Below are 18,694 nucleotides of genomic sequence, written 5' to 3'. Positions count from 1 at the left end.
ATAGAATGTCCATTGAACAGGAATTAGAGATCATGTTTTATCGTAACCCTTATAAATAATATGCATGGGGACAAAGTTTCTTATACAAATTTTTCCCTATACAAAATTCTTACTTCCTATAGAGGCATGTATAGTGAGCCTATAATCGTAAAAGAATTCATTCAACGAATGATTACTTATCAGGAACGTATGTGCAGATTAAGGTTGCATAATTGAAATCATCTGTGTCTATTTTATTAATTTAACGAATTTCCCGAAAGAATTCTCCTTCCTCAAGCCTGTGAAGGGCGTAGCCCAACGGTAGGTGGGAGATGAATTTCGGTTTGGCGTAGCCAAAAGGTTTTCCTTTTTATTTTGCCTCTGATATAATCAGTCTTATAAATTATAAAGGCTGGTATATAAATGAAATTAGATAGTAATAACCATTCAGTATTCTTGTTATATTATCACCTTGTGTTGGTCGTGAAATACAGAAGAAATGTGTTTGATGATGATATGTCAGACTATGCAAAAGATATGTTTGTTCGACTATCTGAAAACTATAACATCACATTAGTTGAATGGAATCATGATGTAGACCATGTTCATATTTTGTTCAAAGCACACCCTAATACAGAAATGACAAAATTCATCAATGCTTATAAAAGTGCAAGTTCTCGACTTATTAAAAGAGACTTTCCACAAGTGAAAAAGAAACTTTGGAAAGAGACGTTTTGGTCAAGAAGTTTTTGCTTGCTAACTACTGGTGGTTCGCCAATAGACGTAGTAAAAACATATATTGAAAATCAAAGTGAAAAGTGAGGTGAAATGATATGACAAAGCAGAATAAAGCATATACATTCCGTTTGTATCCAACAGAAGACCAAGCACATTTTATGTGTAAAACCTTCGGTTGTGTACGTTTCGTGTATAACAGAATGTTAGCTGAACGGAAAAAAGCGTATGAAAAACATAAAGATGATAAGGATCAACTAAAGAAACAAAAGCTTCCCACTCCTGCGAAATACAAAGCAGAATTTGAGTGGTTAAAAGAAGTTGATTCATTAGCTTTGGCAAATGCTCAACGAAACTTGCAAACTGCCTATAAAAATTTCTTTAGTGGTCAAAATGGCTTCCCGACATTCAAAAGCAAAAAAAAAGGAAGTCTTATACAACGAATGTAGTGAACGGAAATATTATGTTGCTTAACGGTCATATCAAATTACCAAAACTGAAAATGGTACGTATCAAACAGCATAGAGAAATACCACAAGGCCATATAATCAAGTCATGTACGATTTCTATGACACCTACTGGTAAATACTATGTGTCCATTTTGACTGAATACGAAAAAGAGATCGTACAAAAAGAAGTAGAAACAGTTGTTGGATTAGACTTTGCGATGGATCAATTATACGTCAGTTCTGAGGATGAGAGAGCCAAATCCTAAGTTTTATCGTGAAATGTTAGACCGATTAGCAAATGCTCAACGAGTATTATCAAGACGTACAAAAGGTTCAGGGCGTTGGAATAAACAACGTATCCGTGTAGCTAAGCTGCATGAAAAAGTAGCAAACCAACGTAAGAACTTCCTGCATCATAAGTCTAAAGAGTTAGCTACTCATTTTGATGTTGTCGCTATTGAAGATCTAAATATGAAGGGAATATCGCAAGCACTTCATTTTGGAAAAAGCGTCGCTGATAATGCTTGGGGTATGTTCACTTCTTTCTTAGCTTATAAACTAAATGAACAAGGCAAACAGCTTGTGAAAATAGACAAATGGTTTCCTTCCACAAAAACATGTAGCAGTTGTGGAAATATGAAAAATATGTCATTGTCTGAGCGAGCCTATTCTTGTATAGGCCTCACGGCACCATTTTGGGGAAATTGTACGCTAAGGACTACAAACCCTTATCATTACAGTGTTTTTTAAAGATGAGTATATGTTCATAAAGATAAAATCCTAAGTTTAATTGAACACTGATTTGTGTACACACTTTATGAACACGATTATAGCTAAAAATTGTTGATATTATTGAGTTTTATCGTCTGTCCATAAACATACAATTTTCTGTACACATTTTCTTGGCTTCAATTTTGTAAAGTTCCGGAAAAGTATTTTTTCACCTCAAGAAACAATACATACACTGCTAAATAACGCTATTTGAATGTGCATATCACAAAAACTAAAAAAGCAGAGATGGAAACCACCTCTGCTCAATATAGCTGTGTCTTGTAGTTTGTCCTACGCAAAGAGAAGCAAATTTGTGCACGAACACTGTTAAAAGTTAATTACCCAAAACACTAGAATACTTATACATTTTAAAATCCTGATGGAATATACAATGTACAAGTTGTAAACATTCATTATCATAAAAACTTTTATATGTAGGCAATCTTGGGAATAGAGGATCGGTTATATCTACATCTGCATAATTTCCTTTATGTGACATTTTTTCAGATTGATGATGCCATGATTTTGTTAATATATGTAGTGGTGATTTTTTTAGATTGTATTTCATTTCTAATGCACGAATTGTCATGTCGAATTTCTCAAGATAAATATAGCTAGTTATAAATTGCTCTTCTCCAGGTATATATTGTTGATCAATATGTGGGTCTAAGTAAGCCTGCTGCTTTTTTATATGCTGAATATAATACAAATATTGTTTGAACGAAAATCCTTTTACGCTGTTTTCATTTTTATAAAGGAATTGTTTAATAGGCTTCCATTGCGGTAGCTGATATCCTAAAGGATCTATCTGAGCAACAAAAGAACTAACAGCTCTATAATAAGGGTTTCGAACTAACTTATATGTCTTTTTTTGATTCGTTTGTAACGCTTTTATCAGTTCACTTTGGTAGGAGGGTGCTGCTTTATATATCTCATAATTATGAATAAAGGAATGATATTTAAATGCTGTTTTTAATTCATTAATTTGATAAAAAAACCAATGCGCAAAGGAAGTACAACCACTTTTTTGACTCCAAAATAAAATGAGGGGAAAATCTTTTTGAAAATGAGGGATACGTCCCTGTGCAACTATAATGTTAGATGCATTTGAATTTGACATCACGTTTCCCCCTTGTTATATATTAACATTATCCAATAATTGACGTATCCGATGATTATAAGTATGTTCCTGCAATGTTCTTTTATAGGCATTCGTCGCAATTTGTAACCGCTCTTTTTTATGCTCTAAATAATACTCTGATTTTGTAATAAATTCTGTAGAGGAATGAAACGTTTCTATTTCCGTACCTAGCTTGTAATGTGCCGAAAGGTTACAACGTACATCTGTTAATTGAAAAGCACATGAACTTGCAATTTCAAATGTACGATTATTAATAGAATGCGCTGCAATTTTTAAAGAGTTACGGTTTAATGTTTGATCCTGTGTGGAGCGATGCATATTTACATTAATTTTAGAGGAAGTATAATACTGTAAACTTTCCTCATACGTTGCAAAGGGTAGTAATTTAATTTTCTCTTTTAATGATTCATAATGCTTAAGTTTCTCCCAACCATAGCCTACAATACATGTGTTTTTTTGTTTTAAATAATCAGCAATTGAATCAATAAAAGTCAATCGATTTTCAAATGCAGTACCCAGAAAACTTATATCGTACTTATAAGACAATTGTTCAAGGCTTGGTTTATATATACTTGAATCAGACGCTAGAGGGACATAATATACATGATTACAGCCTAATTCCTGATAAAAATTAATGATTCCAGCATCTTGTGTAAATACATAGTCATAGTGCGGAACTATGTGTTGGGTAAGATCGGAATAATAGGGATCATCCGTTAACCATATTCCGGTTTTATATCCATAACGCTTTAACATAGGGATGATATCATGATTGAAATCTGGATGTAAGCCATGTAGAACAAGAATAAAATCTGGTTTTGTTTTAATTGCTGTTTTTATAGCCTCTTTACTGGAAACCATTGTGACGGCTTGTACTACTTTCTGAAGAGCATTATATATAGATATTTCTAGTGACGGATAATAAAAAGGGATACCAGATTGAACAAATAAAACCTTTGCATTTAAAGGATTCATATTTATCACCTCTTTCAAATTTATGTAATGTACAAAATAATAAAAATAGAGCAATATTTATAGTATATATAAATATTAGCTCTACTTTTCACAGATGTATCAGGAGGAACAGGAACCTCCTACACCATATATATGTTTCATAATGAAATGTAAGAATATAATTATCTTATTTTGTTGTATAAATTTAGCCTTATTTTTGTACCCTTTCTCATAAGCGAAAGATTAACGTTAAGAGAATCAGTAATTTATGTCTAAATTGTGTCTAAACGTACAATTTTCCCGAAATGGTATGGTGAGGCCCATGCCCATCAACTTAAGAGAACAAATAGAATGAAATTCCTTTCCAAAGGGTTACAAACTGTTCAACAGATGGATTATTCTTAAAAATTCACATGCTAAATAAACTCTAACGAGTTTTCTTTTTAAAACTATGCAGCTTTCTTTTGTTCCCTAGCTATACTATACTCATAATGAACACCCATGATATCAAAGACCGTTTTCTTCTCATATCGATGAGATTTCCGTCCGTTTTTCTCTAGAAGGTGAAACAGTCGGGTTAGAAGCTTTGTTATCTCTTGGGTGTTTTGTATGGATTGATAGAGGAGAAATAGATGATCTTGAATCATTCCAATTGCCTTATATTCACTTAATTCTTTTTGCTTCTTCTGTAATAAAAGTTGACGCATTTTAAACATGGTAGAAGAACATAAGAAAATAGCAATCAGTTTTCCGTATAAATGGCACTCTATTCTTTCTTGTTTAACAGTGCGACAATGATCTATATCAAATAATGATTTCCACGTTTTAAAAGCAATTTCTATCTGCCAGCGTAATGAGTATAGCTCATGGACTTGTTCCATCGGAACCCACTCCCAAGGTGCATTTGTCGCATATACATTTAATCCCGCTACTAATTTACTTTTCTCTGAATAGGTTCTGTGTTTTGACTTTTCTTTTTCTGCAATTTTCTCTAGGCGTTTTTGTAATTGTGCCGCTGTTAAACGATGAAAAACGAGACGTGAAAATAACTGCTCTTTATTTCCAATATAAGCTTGCTGATATTCTATTGTTTCCCCTGGTTGAAGTTGATTCAAAATCTGTATGAAATTGATTTTTATGTATTCTGATTGTTTTTTAATGGAACCATTTTTAAAATATTCCGGATCTGGGTTTCTTACATATACGTTTGTATTTAACTTTAACCGCGAAATATAATACGTCCCCCGTTGATCCATTTGATCTAAATCCTCTAATGAAAAATATCCTAAATCACGAATACATAAATCGCCTGGCCGTAACGTATCTAAGCATTCTGTTCCAAATGTTTTATCATTGTTTTTGCCAGGTCCCACTTGAACCAGGATATATATGTTCCAAAGTGTTAGGTACCTGAAACAAGGTAGCATCCATGATGCGAATGCGTTGAAAATGGGGAAAAAGTTGATTAGAAAGGCGAGTTTGCTCACAGATTTTTTGTTGTAACAACAAAGAAAAGATATGTTTTAAAAATAACACTGATTTTTCATTAAATCGTTTATTTAAGCCCTCCGGGCTAAGTACAGTACCTGTAACAGCGTGAAGTCTACTACATAATCGTACTAAAGGATCACTGGCCACCCTTTGACTAATCCAAATACAAATGGTAGCTAAATCTGATCCCGAAAATTTGCGTTTTCTCTTTACAAACCTCATCTCTCTTGTTAGTTCTTCCAAAAATTCAGGTGTGATATAGCGCTGTAATTCTTCTGCAAATGGTTGTAACTCCTCTTGAATCGAGAGATTCATAAAAAAACGTCACCCTTTCTCATTTATATTATGTAAGAAAGAATAACGTTTTTTTGTACTTGGGGGTAGTAAAAGCCCTTAAGTTGATGGGCATGTATGGTTAGGCCTAGTAAAAGAATATGAAGCACAAGGAACAACGAAACATACAGCTGAAATTGAATGATATTTACAATAGCAGACGAGGCCTGATCATTCCATGTTCTTGCACCATCGCCCATGCTATAATCCATTAAGTTCAGAAAATCCCTATTTTTCGCTCTTGTCAATGCACGACCTTGTGCATTCCTATGCTCATAAATTATTGTATAATCACCGAACTTATGTGTACGTATGGAAGACACTTTATCATTACTAACCGCATTAAAATTGGTTAAGGTGACTGGGATTTCTATCTGTATTTACATTAAATTGATGTCATGATAAAAGGTAGAATAAATTTGTCAACAGAGTTGTAATGCTTTCAAAAAATTAGGTGCAATGGGATGTTCCTTTACATAAGATTTAAACTCTATTTTATTATCGAAGCCCAATATTGTAGCTTTTTCATTTCCTTCACCTGGTGTTGCAACCTGATAAGGTTGCCGCCGATGTATTAGATACACTAAATATCATTGTTCCAGTTAATAAAGTGGTAGAAACTACACACATAATACGTTTCAAACTCATCACTCCTTATAACGCATTGTACAATGGAAAGATTCCCATAGTAAGCCCTTCATTTATTTCTCAATGATGTGTTCTTATAAAGCCCGCAAGTAACGAAAGGAAACTGAAATAGACCAAACAACACTTTACGAAGGAGTTTGGCTGTTCCCAATACACGGTAAACTTGATTAGCCAGAAAGTATCGGTTCCCTGTAGCGCGATGAGTAAACAAAAGCAATTTGTATGACAAGGCATGAACTATTTCATAACAACCGGAACAGGTCTTTGGAATATCATTGCTTCATAAGAGAATGTCCTCTCTTATTAACATTTGTTCTTTTTCATGTTTTCGAACTAGACTGAGGGATTACAAATTAAGAAGAAAAAAGTTAGATCGCTTCATTTGCAGCATAAAACATTTAGGTTCAGCAACTTATTAGTCAAAAGAGTTCCTATTGAGAAATAAATGAAGCGCTTATTATCAAGAGAAATCCACTATACAATGTATTCGTACATATTCTATTTATAGGAGTGATGAGTTTGAAACGCCTGATGGGTATAATTTCAACGGTATTCGTAACGGGAGGATTACTTGTGCCTACGATTGATGCACAAGCTTCCACTACTGTACAAACTGAGGTGGCAACTCAAGAGGAAATGTCACAAAACTGGTAACGTCCGGACCGCTTTGATTACATGGTAAAATTACAGCGTGGCCAAAGTTCTAGTCAGTCACCTATTTTTAATTTGGACGAAAGAAGAAATCATGTGCAATTTAAAATCATGAATGAGTCAAGGTTCAGTAATTTAGTGTAAAAATTATATAAAATGGAAAACAACGGTAGAAGCCCTAATAGAGCCGTGGTAATTGAACGGGATACAGTTGATAGGAAGGCAACAAAAATATTTGATGAAAGATTTCAAAGAGGAGATTATTATGTAGAATTAGAGTGTGATCGAGACGGACATGGCAGACCAGGTCGTGGCGAATATGAAGGAAGTGCATTTATTGCTATCCTTGGATAGATAGTAATATCGCATAAATCAAGTGAAAGACAAGAACAAACCGACTTTTCATGGTTTGTTTGTTCTTTTTTAAATTTTTATATGACTTTCTCCGAAATACTGCAAACGGAGTTGTGGTGCTTCTCGTTTATAAAAAATTCGATGGGTAAATAAATTTAAACGAATAAAAATGTTTGATGAATTTTATATCATACAATGAATGCAACTTCTATCTTAATTTATCTCCTTATTTGAATTCTCTGTTCCTTGTATCTTCGTTTTATCATACACGTAATAACAGATTTTTTACTATACATTTGTGCGGATCACAGTTTTAGTTGTGTCTGTAAAACCAATAGATGACATAATAATGGTTTAATAAACCATATATAGCCGATTCTATCTTGAACAACCCATTCAGGTTCATCTACAAACGCTTTGAATTTATATATAATATGAAAATGCCTTAATGAATTAATAGGAACAGTGCCCTTATACTCACTCTTAAAATGATTATAAATAATTTTTATATCATAAAAATTTAAAACTCACTTTTCCCCCTTTAAAAAGGATAAAATTAAAGTTGTTTCTAATAAAAGAGGATTGTATTTTGAAGATAACTTCTGTATGGTAAGCCTATACTATACAAAACCTACATCCAGGAGTGTGATACATAATGAAACCAATTTTGAAAACAAGTATAGCTCTAACGCTGTTCTCTCTTTCTCTCGTGGGGTGCTAGTCGCTAGAAACACAATCAAAACAAACATCTTCACTAATGGAACAACAAGTTATGGCAAACGCTTGGTATCAAACGGCTGGAGAAGTCAAAGCGCTCTATCATCAAGGGTATAATATAGGAAAGATGAAATTAGACATGGCACTTGCCAAAGGTACCGAGAAAAAAACTGCCATCGTTTTAGATTTAGATGAAACAGTCGTGGATAATAGTTCATATCAAGCCATGATAGTAAAAGAGAAGAAAAGGTTCCCTTATAAATGGGAGAAATGGATTCAACAAGCAAAGGCAGATGCCCTCCCTGGCGCTGATTCCTTTTTACAATATGCAAATGAAAAGGGTGTAGCGATTTACTACATTTCCAATCGCAAACAAGATCAGTGAGATGCTACGTTACAAAACTTACAGAAATTGAATATTCCGCAAGCTGATAAGGAGCATGTTTTATTGCAAGGACAAGGGGAAAAAGGAAAAGAAGAGCGAAGAAAAAAAGTGACGACAGAACATGATATTGTTCTATTCTTTGGAGATAATTTATCTGATTTTACGGGATTTGATGAGAAATCTGTACAAGATAGAAATCAAGCTGTCGAAGAGATGCACGAAGCATTTGGAGAAAAGTTTATTGTATTCCCGAATCCGATGTATGGGGATTGGGAATCCGCTTTATATCAATATGACTTCAAAAAATCAGATGCTGAAAAAGACCAACTCCGCAAAGATGCATTGCGTGTATTTGAAGATGCAAAATAGCGGTCCCTCTTAGGTCAACTAGAGGGATGTTTACTATTATATTTTATAGGCTGTGGTCAGCTGTTATTTGGAAGATTGAGCGCATTCGCTCAATCTTTTTTCATACTCTCTATCCGTCCATCGACATCCGCGTGGATGAGATTGCAAAATGTAGCGAGTACCCCATACTCGTCAAGGGGATTCCCTTGATAGTGGGATATTTATATAGCAACTATATCGGGCTTCTTTACTTATCTTTACTTTTAAACAAACGTTTGATTCGGCGTCCTTCAGACGAAATCAATGTGGATTCGCTACAATTCGTTATCATCTGAACATTGCCTAGTCTATCTTTTATTAGAGAGGATGTGCTACACTTATGAAAATCTGTTGTATAAAAAGTAGGTCAAAAAAATCCTGAAATCGAGAAAAGTAGGAAGGAGTATTGTAAATGAAAAATGGTTTTAAGCTACGACCATTGGAACGGGAAGACTTAAAATTTGTACATACCCTCACGAACAATGCGAATATTATGTCTTATTGGTTTGAAGAACCGTATGAAGCATTTGTTGAATTACAAGATTTGTATGATAAACATATTCATGATCAAAGTGAACGCCGTTTTATTGTGGAGAAAAATACAGTCATGATTGGATTGGTTGAATTAGTAGAGATTGATTACATTCATAGACGAGCAGAATTTCAAATTATGATTGATCCCCACTATCAAGGCAATGGCTATGCAAGGGAGACCACCTGTTTAGCTATGCATTATGCTTTTTCTGTACTCAATTTGCACAAGCTGTATTTAGTTGTAAACACAACCAATGAAAAAGCGATTCATATTTATAAAAAGGTGGGTTTTTCTATAGAAGGGGAATTACAGGGTGAATTTTTTGTAGATGGCCAGTACCACAACGCAATCCGAATGTGTATGTTTCAAAAGGATTATTTAGAACAACTTCAAGAAAAGATAGTCCATTATCAATAGAAACAGTCTATTGATAATGTTTGAAAAAATACAGATATAAATGAGAGGTTTGTCTATGATTATTCGAAAAATAGCTATTTTGATTTTCTTGTCCTGTATATTGTTTGTCCCCTCTAAGTCATTTGCAGAAAACCTAGGGACAACACATGAACGCCTTAAATTATTTGAATATTCTTTTTATACTTATGATAAAAAGGAAATTACAGAAAGTTATTATCGGAATGCATTTGGAAAAACCGGTGTAATGCTAAAGAAAGAACTTCATAATATTATTGATAATCATAAAAAGCTATCCTACAATGCGCTATGGGAAGCACTACGTGATACAGATGAAGACCAAAATAATAGAAATAATGTTATTCTGTTCTATACAGGGCGCTCACAGGGGAAAAATACGAATGGATCTCATGTAGATGACTGGAATCGAGAGCACGTGTGGGCAAAATCACATGGTAATTTCGGGACATCTCCAGGACCTGGAACGGATCTTCATCATATAAGAGCAACCGATGTATCTGTAAACAGTTCACGTGGTAATTTAGATTTTGATAATGGGGGCACTCCTCATTTAGAAGCAACAGATTGTAAATATGATAGTGATTCTTGGGAACCTCTTGATAATGTAAAAGGAGATATTGCTAGAATGTTATTTTATATGGCTGTTCGGTATGAAGGGGACAATGGAGAAATTGATCTGGAATTAAATGATAGAGTAAACAACAATACCTCTCCTTATATGGGACGAATATCGGTCTTATTACAATGGCATAAACAGGATCCCGTGGATCATTTTGAACGAAGGCGTAATGAGCTTATTTATACAAAGTACCAACAGAATCGGAACCCATTTATTGATCATCCTGAATGGGTACAGCAAATTTGGAGCTCATAAATGGATTCATACTAAAATATTTACATAATCGTTAGTACCTTAAAACCCTTTGAAAAACTGAAATCGTTTTTCAAAGGGTTTTGTTTTTAATATAATGTGAACATATTGTACACCGTATGCTGATAGATTTCTCCGTTTGTTTTAAAAGATCCAGAAAACGTTCTTGTCTCAGGGACATATCTTCCCCCATTTGTTTCTGGATATGCGGATGTTTGTTTACAGGAAAAATAAAGATTCAAAGGAAGTTGAAACGAAACTTTTCCATTTTTATCTGTTCGTTTCTTTGCATACTCTGTATTGTCTTTTTTATTATAGATTGTAAATTCTACATCTGCTAAATTATTTCCAGGATAATACTTAAATCCCCCAGGCTCACTATGATCATATTTCCATTCCATAGCTGTCAATGTAATTTCTAATGTTCCCACTTCATTTTTTTGTATTTGTAGTGATGGTTCACTAGCTGCTTTTACATTTTGCGTTGCCGCTGTATTAAACAGAACTGCACCTATTACAAAGGGTACAGCTAGAAATCGAATTGCATATTTTACAGTTTTGTTCATTCTATTTCCTCCTTCATATATGAAATGGATTGTTCCTAATAAACATCCATTGTTCTCAATTTGTCTCCCTCGTAACAATTCCAAGTTTTACATAAAACATCTATCATGATGATAGATTCAGCTTTCATTCTTTTCTATTTCACCATGAATCAATTATATATAGGTAATTCTCATGTTAACGAAACTTAAATGAATCATTAACGATACTTTAGTTACATTGTAAATGGATTTCATATAACATACAAGGTACTATCTGTATTTCTCAACCTACGCATATTACGAATCAGAAAAAAATGTCTCCCTGTGTAGAACAGTGAAAAATCGAAACAACGTAGATGTATGGTGATTTTATGATACTTATTTTTCCTATATATGTTCTTAACATGAGATACAGGTAAGAATCAGAAAAAAGAATTTCATATTTTATAAGAAATCTACAGAATATAAGAATATATTTCTCATGTTTTAGGTTATTGACACCAAATTTTATCCTCTCTAGACTAAACATAAGATCACGTCCGAATTCGCATCAAAAGCTTACCAATCTTAAAAATTGGCAAGCTTTTTTTATTTCAGCCTGTTCATGTGATCGTACTTAATAAGGGAGGCGTTATCAATTGACATTGCTAGAAAATATATTGACGCATAATGAAACGTTTGTACAAAAACAAGAGTACGAACCTTTTTCTACGACCAAATTTCCAAATAAAAAGTTATTGATTGTAACCTGTATGGATACCAGACTGTTAACATTATTACCACAAGCATTGGGCTTACAAAATGGGGATGCCAAAGTCATAAAGAACGCAGGCGCTGTGATTTCACATCCTTTTGGTAGTATGATGCGGAGTATCATACTGGGCATTTATGAATTACAAGTGGAGGAAATTTGTGTAATTGGTCATGAAGATTGTGGCATGGCGGGTTTGCAAGCAAAGCCGCTATTAGAAAAGGTAAAACAACAAGGCATTGATTCCACTTGCATTCGTACCTTACAACATGCAGGAATCGATCTATCTACATGGTTAACCGGTTTCCGCAATGTACAAGAAAGTGTCCAACATAGTGTAGAAATCATACGCCAACACCCCTTATTACCATCTTATGTACCTGTGCATGGACTTGTCATTCATCCCAAAACAGGAAATTTAGAAGTCGTTGTAGAGGGATATTCCTACGCACATACAACAAGTCCTTAAATACATGCAGGAAAAGGAGGAAAAACGATGAGATTTTCAGGCAGATATGCAGGATATAACCTTGCGAACTTACAAAAAGATATGCTGGCAGGATTGGTTGTAGGGATTGTAGCGATTCCGCTTGCAATGGCATTTGCCATTGCTTGCGGTGTACGACCTGAATATGGTATTTATACGACAATTATCGCAGGAATTCTCGTATCCATATTTGGTGGATCAAAATATCAGATTGCAGGACCAACAGGCGCATTTGTACCCATCTTACTTGGGATTGTGATGCAATATGGCTATGAAAACTTATTAATTGCTGGTTTTATGGCAGGAATTTTACTTATTATCATGGGCGTATGCAAACTAGGAAGGTTTATCACCTTTATTCCGCGACCTGTCATGATTGGTTTTACGACTGGTATTGCGGTCATCATCTTCTCCGGACAAATTGCAAATTTTTTAGGGCTTCATCACCTGGAAAAGCAAGAAACCTTTTTTTATAATATGAAAGAAATTGGGACAAATATCGCCGAATTGAATCCGTACAGTATTCTTACCGCTTTTCTTTGCTTAGGAATTGTGGTTGCAGCTACAAAATGGTTACCTCGCATTCCAGGCGCATTATTGGGTTTGGTCGTTTCCAGTTTGATCGCAACCCTGCTATTTCCGAATCAAATTGAAACGATTGGGACTACATACGGCGATATCCCGCATCAAATACCGGACTTCCAAATGCCTGAATTTACATGGGATACTGTCCTTATGTTACTTCCAGCAGCCTGTATCATTGCGGCATTAGGTGGGATTGAATCATTGTTGTCTGCCATGGTGGCAGATAACATGGCAAACAGCAAACATAATAGTAATAAAGAACTGGTGGGACAAGGAATTGCTAATATGGTGGTACCATTATTTGGCGGCATTCCTGCGACCGGTGCTATCGCTCGGACCGCAACAAATATTAAAAATGGAGCGACTTCGCCAGTATCAGGCATGGTACATGGAATGGTAGTATTACTGGTTTTATTATTTCTATCTCCGCTTGCCTTTCATATTCCACTAGCTAGTATGGCACCGATTTTAATGGTCGTTGCTTGGAATATGAGTGAAAAGCATGAGTTTATTCATATCCTAAAAACAAAAACAGGAGATACCCTGGTATTGATTTTGACGTTCCTATTAACCGTTTTCGCAGATCTTACAACCGGAGTCAGTGTGGGGTTACTCCTTGCGTTTCTTCTGTTTATTGGAAAAATGAGCAAATCTTTACGTGTTCGAAAAGTATTGCCAGATCCAGTAGATTCCTATGTCAAGTCAGACATCGTCGCAAATGGGAAAAATTGTCCGCAAATCAGTATCTTTACTGTAGAAGGTCCTTTATTCTTCGGCACCATAAAAGAATTCGAAACATCTATAGAGTCATCCCTACAGTCTAACGCACACATTCTTCTCCTACGTATGGGAAACGTTTCTTTTATGGATACTTCGGCAGAGTCAGCAGTAGAACACATTCGAAAGAAAATGCTAGAAAAACAAGGAACCCTTTTGATTTCCGGTATCCAGCATCAACCGAAAGAAATATGCCATCAAACAGGATTATACGAAAGAATTGGCGAACCACACTTTTTCACACGTACAGGAGTAGCATTGCATTTTGCACTACAAGAATTGGAGATATCTAAATGTAAAGGCTGTAAACAATTTGCGTTTCAAGAATGTACAACACTTTCTGGACAATCTGCAGAATCAGATAAGAAACGTTCTCCCTTGGAAATCAACATGTAAATCATGAAGTAACGTGATAAGTATATCTGCTGTATGTTCGTTTGTTCACAAAAGACCTATGTTTTAGAGGACATTTCTATAAAAGGTCCTCTTTTTTCTTTCTTCTGTATGCTTCAAGAAGGAAAATGCAGAAGCACAGTTAAATACTTATAGTGGTGTCATACACCATTTTTTAAACCCATCGAAGACAAACCGAATGTATCATCTAAAGGAAGAAGGAGCGGTCCGATGGAATTAGAACAAGTTGTGCGCAAATATGAAACAGATTTATTACGTTTACCTTATGTTGTAGGAGTAGGAATGGGATGTGTACAAGGAAAAGAAGTGATTCAAGTATTTGTTTCAAAAAAAGTACCACGTTCTCAATTAAAAGCAGTGGAACAAATACCTACACAATTAGAAGCATACCCCACGAACATTATAGAAGTGGGGACCATTACAAATCATTACACGGGGTAAGGGGGCGAGTGTTATGGGAACACATTCAAATATAAAAGTGTTGACGATTCAGGAACAACAAGACATTCAAAAGGTACAGCAAAGTGTAGAGGAGGATTTCTTACAGTTTCGGAATGTAACAGGTATTGGAGCTGGTATTCAACAGGTAAACGGGGTTATGACAGGCACACCCTCTTTGCTTGTATTTGTAGACCAAAAACTACCTGTGGAAACATTAGAAACCAATCAAGTCATTCCAAAAGAAATAAACGGCATCAAAACTGACGTCATTCAAACAGGGTATCTACTTGCTGGGAATCAACAAACATTACAAGTTGATACACAGGCACTTTCCACTCGAATTCGTCCAGCCAAAGGAGGATATAGCGTTGCTCATCGAAATGTGACGGCAGGTACGATTGCGACTTGCGTATATGATATATTACCAAATGGTTCTACCAATCCGCCCGCACATGGATATGGTATCCCAAGTCGATATTATATACTAAGTAACAATCATGTATTAGCGAATAGTAATAATGCGAACATAGGCGATCCTATTTTACAACCTGGTCCAATTGATGGGGGAAGCGATCCAACGGATCGGATTGCAACTTTATCAAGGTTTGTCCCAATTACCTTTTCTTCGCAAGTACCACTTGAAAATCAAAGCAATCTCGTTGATGCTGCGATTGCAGAAGCACCATTTCATCAAATCGATCGTTCGATTCATTGGATTGGTTCTATGCAAGGCTGGCGACGACAACAAAATGTTACCGTCGGTACACGTGTCATGAAAACGGGACGGACAACAAATCATACACATGGCGTCATTACTGCAGTAAACGCAACCGTCGATGTAAATTACGGAAGTGGTAGGGTTGCACGGTTTCGAGATCAAATTGTCACAACAAACCTTTCTTCCGGAGGAGATTCTGGCTCTTTAATCACGACAAATGATGGCGTTGCCATTGGCTTGCTATTTGCTGGTTCCTCCTCAGTTACAATCGCCAATCATATAGAACATGTACGCTCGTTACTTGGCATCGAAGTGGCAGAAAACATATTATAAACATGTTCTATCCATGCGACACCTATTCAACATCTAATCGCTATATGTTATATGGTTCTGTTGCAAAGTTTTTTAAATGCAGCTAAACTGTAGGGAAAATGTGCTGAGGAGAATGAAACATGAGATATTTTAAAGGAAAGCAATTCAAAAAAGATATTATTTTAGTAGCCGTTTTTCTTTAAGTTATCGCGATGTATCTGAACTTTTGAGAGAGCGTGGAATATCGGTTCATCCAACAACTATCATGCGTTGGGTCCATGAATATGGGAATTTGATTTATCAAATCTGGAAGAAGAAAAACAAGCAGGTACGATCATCGTGGAAATTAGACGAGACTTATATAAAAGGAAAAGGAAAATGGGTTTATTTATATCGTGCGATTGATAAAGATGGATACACATTAGATATTCAGCTTCGAAAAACACGAGATCATCAGGCGGCATATGCCTTTATGGAAAGATTGGTAAAGCCCCAGCGTTACTATGTGCATTTAACAAATTAAAAGAACAAGGTTTTTATAAACATACAACTCATTGCACTATCAAACATCTGAATAATCTTATAGAACAGGACCATAGGCATGTTAAAAGACGTTTTGTTAAATCCGCAGGATTTCAAAACCTTCGACATGCTTCACGTACCTTGAAAGGCATTGAAACCGTTCATGCTTTATATAAAAGAAACCGAAGTCTTGGCTCAGACTTCGGTTTTTCAACGTACAATGAATTACAACAATTACTCACAATTGCATAAGATTCAGATATAATCAATTTCACCTTTTTATTTCTTAAGAAACTTTGCAACAGAACCGTTTTAGTTATGTCTGCAAAACCAATCAATGACGGAATGATGGTTTCGCAAACCAAATATAGCCACTTCCATCTTGAACAACTCATTCAGATTCGTCTACAAACACTTTGAATTTATATATAATAAAAACACCTTAATGAGTGAATATGGAATAGTGCCCTTATAATCACTCTTAAAATGATTGTAGATAATTTTTATATCGTAAAAATTAAAAACTCCCTTTTTCCCCTTTAAAAAGGATAAAATCAAAGTTGTTTCTAATAAAAGAGGATTGTATTTTGAATATAACTCCTGTATGGTAAGCCCATACAAAACATACATTCAGGAGCGTAATACATAATGAAACTCATTTTGAAAACAAGTATAGCTCTAACACTGTTTTCTTTTTCTCTTATGGGATATCAGTCACCACAAACACAGCCGAAACAAACATCTTCATTAACCGAACAACAGTTATGGCCGATGCTTGGTATCAAACGGCTGGAGAAGTTAAAACACTCTATCATCAAGGATATACTATCGGAAAGATGAAATTAGACATGGCACTTGCCAAAGGTACCGAGAAAAAACCTGCCATCGTTTTAGATTTAGATGAAACAGTGGTGGATAATAGTCCGTATCAAGCCATGACCGTGAAAACAGGAAAAGGATATCCATTATAAATGGGACGAATGGATTCAACAAGCGAAAGCAGATTCTCTTCCTGGCTACGTTTCCTTTTTACAACATGCCAATGAAAAAAGTGTGGCGATCTACTACATCTCAAATCGCAAACAGAGTTAATTAGATGCGACTTTACAAAACTTACAGAAACTGAATATCCCGCAAGCTGATCAGGAGCATGTCTTATTGCAAAGAAAAGATAAAAAAGGAAAGGAAGAGCGAAGAAAAAATATTGCGATAGATAGAAATCAAGCGGTCGAAGAGATGCACGAAGCACTTGGAGAAAAGTTTATTGTGTTTCCGAATCCGATGTATGGGGATTGGGAATCCGCTTTATATCAATATGACTTCAAAAAGTCAGATGCTGAAAAAGACAAATTCCGTAAAGATGCATTGCGTGTATTTAAAGATGGAAAATAACGGAAACTATGGGGCGACTTTTAAGCATAACAGTCGTTGATTTATTAATAACAAATAAGCTCCAAAAGATTATCTGGGACTTCTTTTTCTTCTATTGTTTTTTTATGTATCTATAAATACTATTCATAACAATTTCTTCGTTTTTCTTCCAACACTCTTCCGCTTCCTCTAATGTACAAATTTTTACCAATTCATTAATAGCAGTATCTTTTACTAAGAATGTGGCTACAGCCCTTGTAGATTTTGAGTATTTGGCTATTACTGCATCTATAATATTATCTATTTCCAAAGAAAAACTTCCTTGAATATCTTGTTTAAGCATTGGGGCTTCGGATAGTTCTTTTAATCGAGAATTAAGCATATATTCTACATAACCCATTTGCGAATCTATATCTACACGGAAGCGGATATCATCAATAATTTCTAAAACCAATTCCTCATGTTTTTTCCATTTTTCTAATACTGTAGGATATACTTTCCCTTTACATTGCTCTTCAAAACGTTTAATTTTCTGTTCAAATGTATTTGGCAGCTGAAATTCATCTAATTTTTTTCAAAATGAGCTAAATCCGTATCCTTTCTTTTTTGACTACGTATGATAAATTTAATTTTTTGTACCTTCCTACCTAACTTAATTTCTTCAAATTCAAAAGATATATCAGTTTTTTGATTTAATTCTTTTTGGGAAGGTTTCAATACACGCTGTTTAAAATTTGCATAATTAGGATATACATCAATCGCATCTAAGTAATACCTTAGATTCTCAAGGCTAATTGTCCGCTCTTTTATATGTTCATATTGTTTCCCTTTTTCGGGGGATGAGCAAAATCGAATATAAAAAATGGAGGAAATCTATGGGTAACGTTCAAAATTATGAAGAACAAGATACATATTTTTCTATGATACAAATGCAT

At 34.9% G+C, this 18,694-nt stretch carries 11 protein-coding genes and 7 pseudogenes; 13 read left to right on the top strand and 5 right to left on the bottom strand.

The annotated features are described in order from the left end of the window. The first annotated feature begins 402 nt into the window (after positions 1-402). Positions 403-801 carry an IS200/IS605 family transposase gene (gene tnpA / locus F3I02_RS23455; RefSeq protein ID WP_196477581.1) on the top strand — a complete coding sequence of 133 codons (399 nt, stop codon included), beginning with the start codon at positions 403-405 and terminating at the stop codon, positions 799-801. Positions 802-812: 11 nt separating this feature from the next. After that, a pseudogene (locus F3I02_RS23450) lies at positions 813-1,841 on the top strand (RNA-guided endonuclease TnpB family protein); the annotation flags it as partial. Between the two features lie 427 nt (positions 1,842-2,268). Here the strand turns inward: F3I02_RS23450 and F3I02_RS23445 are convergent. The 3 genes and pseudogenes from F3I02_RS23445 to F3I02_RS23435 form a co-directional block, all read right to left on the bottom strand. Then, complete coding sequence (locus F3I02_RS23445) at positions 2,269-3,054, bottom strand: sulfotransferase family 2 domain-containing protein (protein WP_196477580.1); 786 nt, start codon at positions 3,052-3,054, stop codon at positions 2,269-2,271. Between the two features lie 15 nt (positions 3,055-3,069). Further along, positions 3,070-4,050, bottom strand: a complete 981-nt coding sequence (locus F3I02_RS23440; RefSeq protein WP_196477579.1) for a CgeB family protein — start codon at positions 4,048-4,050, stop codon at positions 3,070-3,072. A gap of 428 nt (positions 4,051-4,478) precedes the next feature. Then, a pseudogene (locus tag F3I02_RS23435) lies at positions 4,479-5,835 on the bottom strand (IS4 family transposase). Between the two features lie 1,185 nt (positions 5,836-7,020). Between F3I02_RS23435 and F3I02_RS34475 the strand changes: the two are divergent. The 5 genes and pseudogenes from F3I02_RS34475 to F3I02_RS23415 all read left to right on the top strand — a co-directional run. After that, on the top strand, positions 7,021-7,155 hold the full coding sequence (locus tag F3I02_RS34475) for a hypothetical protein (protein WP_269061757.1): 135 nt from the start codon (positions 7,021-7,023) through the stop codon (positions 7,153-7,155). Positions 7,156-7,341: 186 nt separating this feature from the next. Continuing rightward, on the top strand, positions 7,342-7,506 hold the full coding sequence (locus F3I02_RS23430) for a hypothetical protein (protein ID WP_196477578.1): 165 nt from the start codon (positions 7,342-7,344) through the stop codon (positions 7,504-7,506). 754 nt (positions 7,507-8,260) lie between these two features. Further along, positions 8,261-8,977, top strand: a pseudogene (locus tag F3I02_RS23425) (5'-nucleotidase, lipoprotein e(P4) family); the annotation flags it as partial. Between the two features lie 430 nt (positions 8,978-9,407). Beyond that, the gene (speG, locus tag F3I02_RS23420; protein ID WP_196477577.1) at positions 9,408-9,947 is read left to right on the top strand and encodes a spermidine N1-acetyltransferase; all 540 of its coding nucleotides are present in this window, start codon (positions 9,408-9,410) and stop codon (positions 9,945-9,947) included. A gap of 211 nt (positions 9,948-10,158) precedes the next feature. Further along, positions 10,159-10,839, top strand: a pseudogene (locus F3I02_RS23415) (endonuclease I family protein); the annotation flags it as partial. An 86-nt stretch (positions 10,840-10,925) separates the two neighbouring features. Here the strand turns inward: F3I02_RS23415 and F3I02_RS23410 are convergent. Continuing rightward, entirely contained in the window at positions 10,926-11,402 is a 477-nt protein-coding gene (locus F3I02_RS23410) for a SpaA isopeptide-forming pilin-related protein (protein WP_196477575.1), read from the bottom strand. A gap of 617 nt (positions 11,403-12,019) precedes the next feature. On the opposite strand from F3I02_RS23410, the gene F3I02_RS23405 reads away from it, so the two are divergent. The 6 genes and pseudogenes from F3I02_RS23405 (at position 12,020) to F3I02_RS35025 (ending at position 17,780) form a co-directional block, all read left to right on the top strand. Further along, the gene (locus F3I02_RS23405) at positions 12,020-12,601 is read left to right on the top strand and encodes a beta-class carbonic anhydrase (RefSeq protein WP_196477574.1); all 582 of its coding nucleotides are present in this window, start codon (positions 12,020-12,022) and stop codon (positions 12,599-12,601) included. 27 nt (positions 12,602-12,628) lie between these two features. Further along, positions 12,629-14,377: a SulP family inorganic anion transporter gene (locus tag F3I02_RS23400; protein WP_196477573.1), complete on the top strand. Its 1,749-nt coding sequence runs from the start codon at positions 12,629-12,631 to the stop codon at positions 14,375-14,377. Positions 14,378-14,605: 228 nt separating this feature from the next. Then, positions 14,606-14,836, top strand: a complete 231-nt coding sequence (locus F3I02_RS23395) for a hypothetical protein (protein WP_196477572.1) — start codon at positions 14,606-14,608, stop codon at positions 14,834-14,836. 13 nt (positions 14,837-14,849) lie between these two features. Next, the gene (locus F3I02_RS23390) at positions 14,850-15,887 is read left to right on the top strand and encodes a chymotrypsin family serine protease (RefSeq protein ID WP_196477889.1); all 1,038 of its coding nucleotides are present in this window, start codon (positions 14,850-14,852) and stop codon (positions 15,885-15,887) included. A gap of 119 nt (positions 15,888-16,006) precedes the next feature. Further along, positions 16,007-16,640 (top strand): annotated as a pseudogene (locus F3I02_RS23385) (IS6 family transposase). Positions 16,641-17,029: 389 nt separating this feature from the next. Then, positions 17,030-17,780 (top strand): annotated as a pseudogene (locus F3I02_RS35025) (5'-nucleotidase, lipoprotein e(P4) family). 69 nt (positions 17,781-17,849) lie between these two features. Here F3I02_RS35025 and F3I02_RS23375 read toward each other — a convergent pair. Next, positions 17,850-18,584 (bottom strand): annotated as a pseudogene (locus F3I02_RS23375) (replication initiation protein); the annotation flags it as partial. Positions 18,585-18,694 lie beyond the last annotated feature (110 nt).

The sequence above is a fragment of the Bacillus sp. SRB3LM genome, from assembly GCF_015712745.1.
In the GTDB taxonomy this organism is placed as follows: Bacteria; Bacillota; Bacilli; order Bacillales; family Bacillaceae_G; genus Bacillus_A; species Bacillus_A thuringiensis_K.
Note: the sequence above shows the minus strand (reverse complement) of the source record. Positions and strands in the feature narration are given on the sequence as shown.

Bases quoted from the DNA above. Each gene is read 5' to 3' on its own strand.
- tnpA (WP_196477581.1), top strand. From the start codon at position 403: ATGAAATTAGATAGTAATAACCATTCAGTATTCTTGTTATATTATCAC.
- F3I02_RS23445 (WP_196477580.1), bottom strand. From the start codon at position 3,054: ATGTCAAATTCAAATGCATCTAACATTATAGTTGCACAGGGACGTATC.
- F3I02_RS23440 (WP_196477579.1), bottom strand. From the start codon at position 4,050: ATGAATCCTTTAAATGCAAAGGTTTTATTTGTTCAATCTGGTATCCCT.
- speG (WP_196477577.1), top strand. From the start codon at position 9,408: ATGAAAAATGGTTTTAAGCTACGACCATTGGAACGGGAAGACTTAAAA.
- F3I02_RS23410 (WP_196477575.1), bottom strand. From the start codon at position 11,402: ATGAACAAAACTGTAAAATATGCAATTCGATTTCTAGCTGTACCCTTT.
- F3I02_RS23400 (WP_196477573.1), top strand. From the start codon at position 12,629: ATGAGATTTTCAGGCAGATATGCAGGATATAACCTTGCGAACTTACAA.
- F3I02_RS23395 (WP_196477572.1), top strand. From the start codon at position 14,606: ATGGAATTAGAACAAGTTGTGCGCAAATATGAAACAGATTTATTACGT.
- F3I02_RS23390 (WP_196477889.1), top strand. From the start codon at position 14,850: ATGGGAACACATTCAAATATAAAAGTGTTGACGATTCAGGAACAACAA.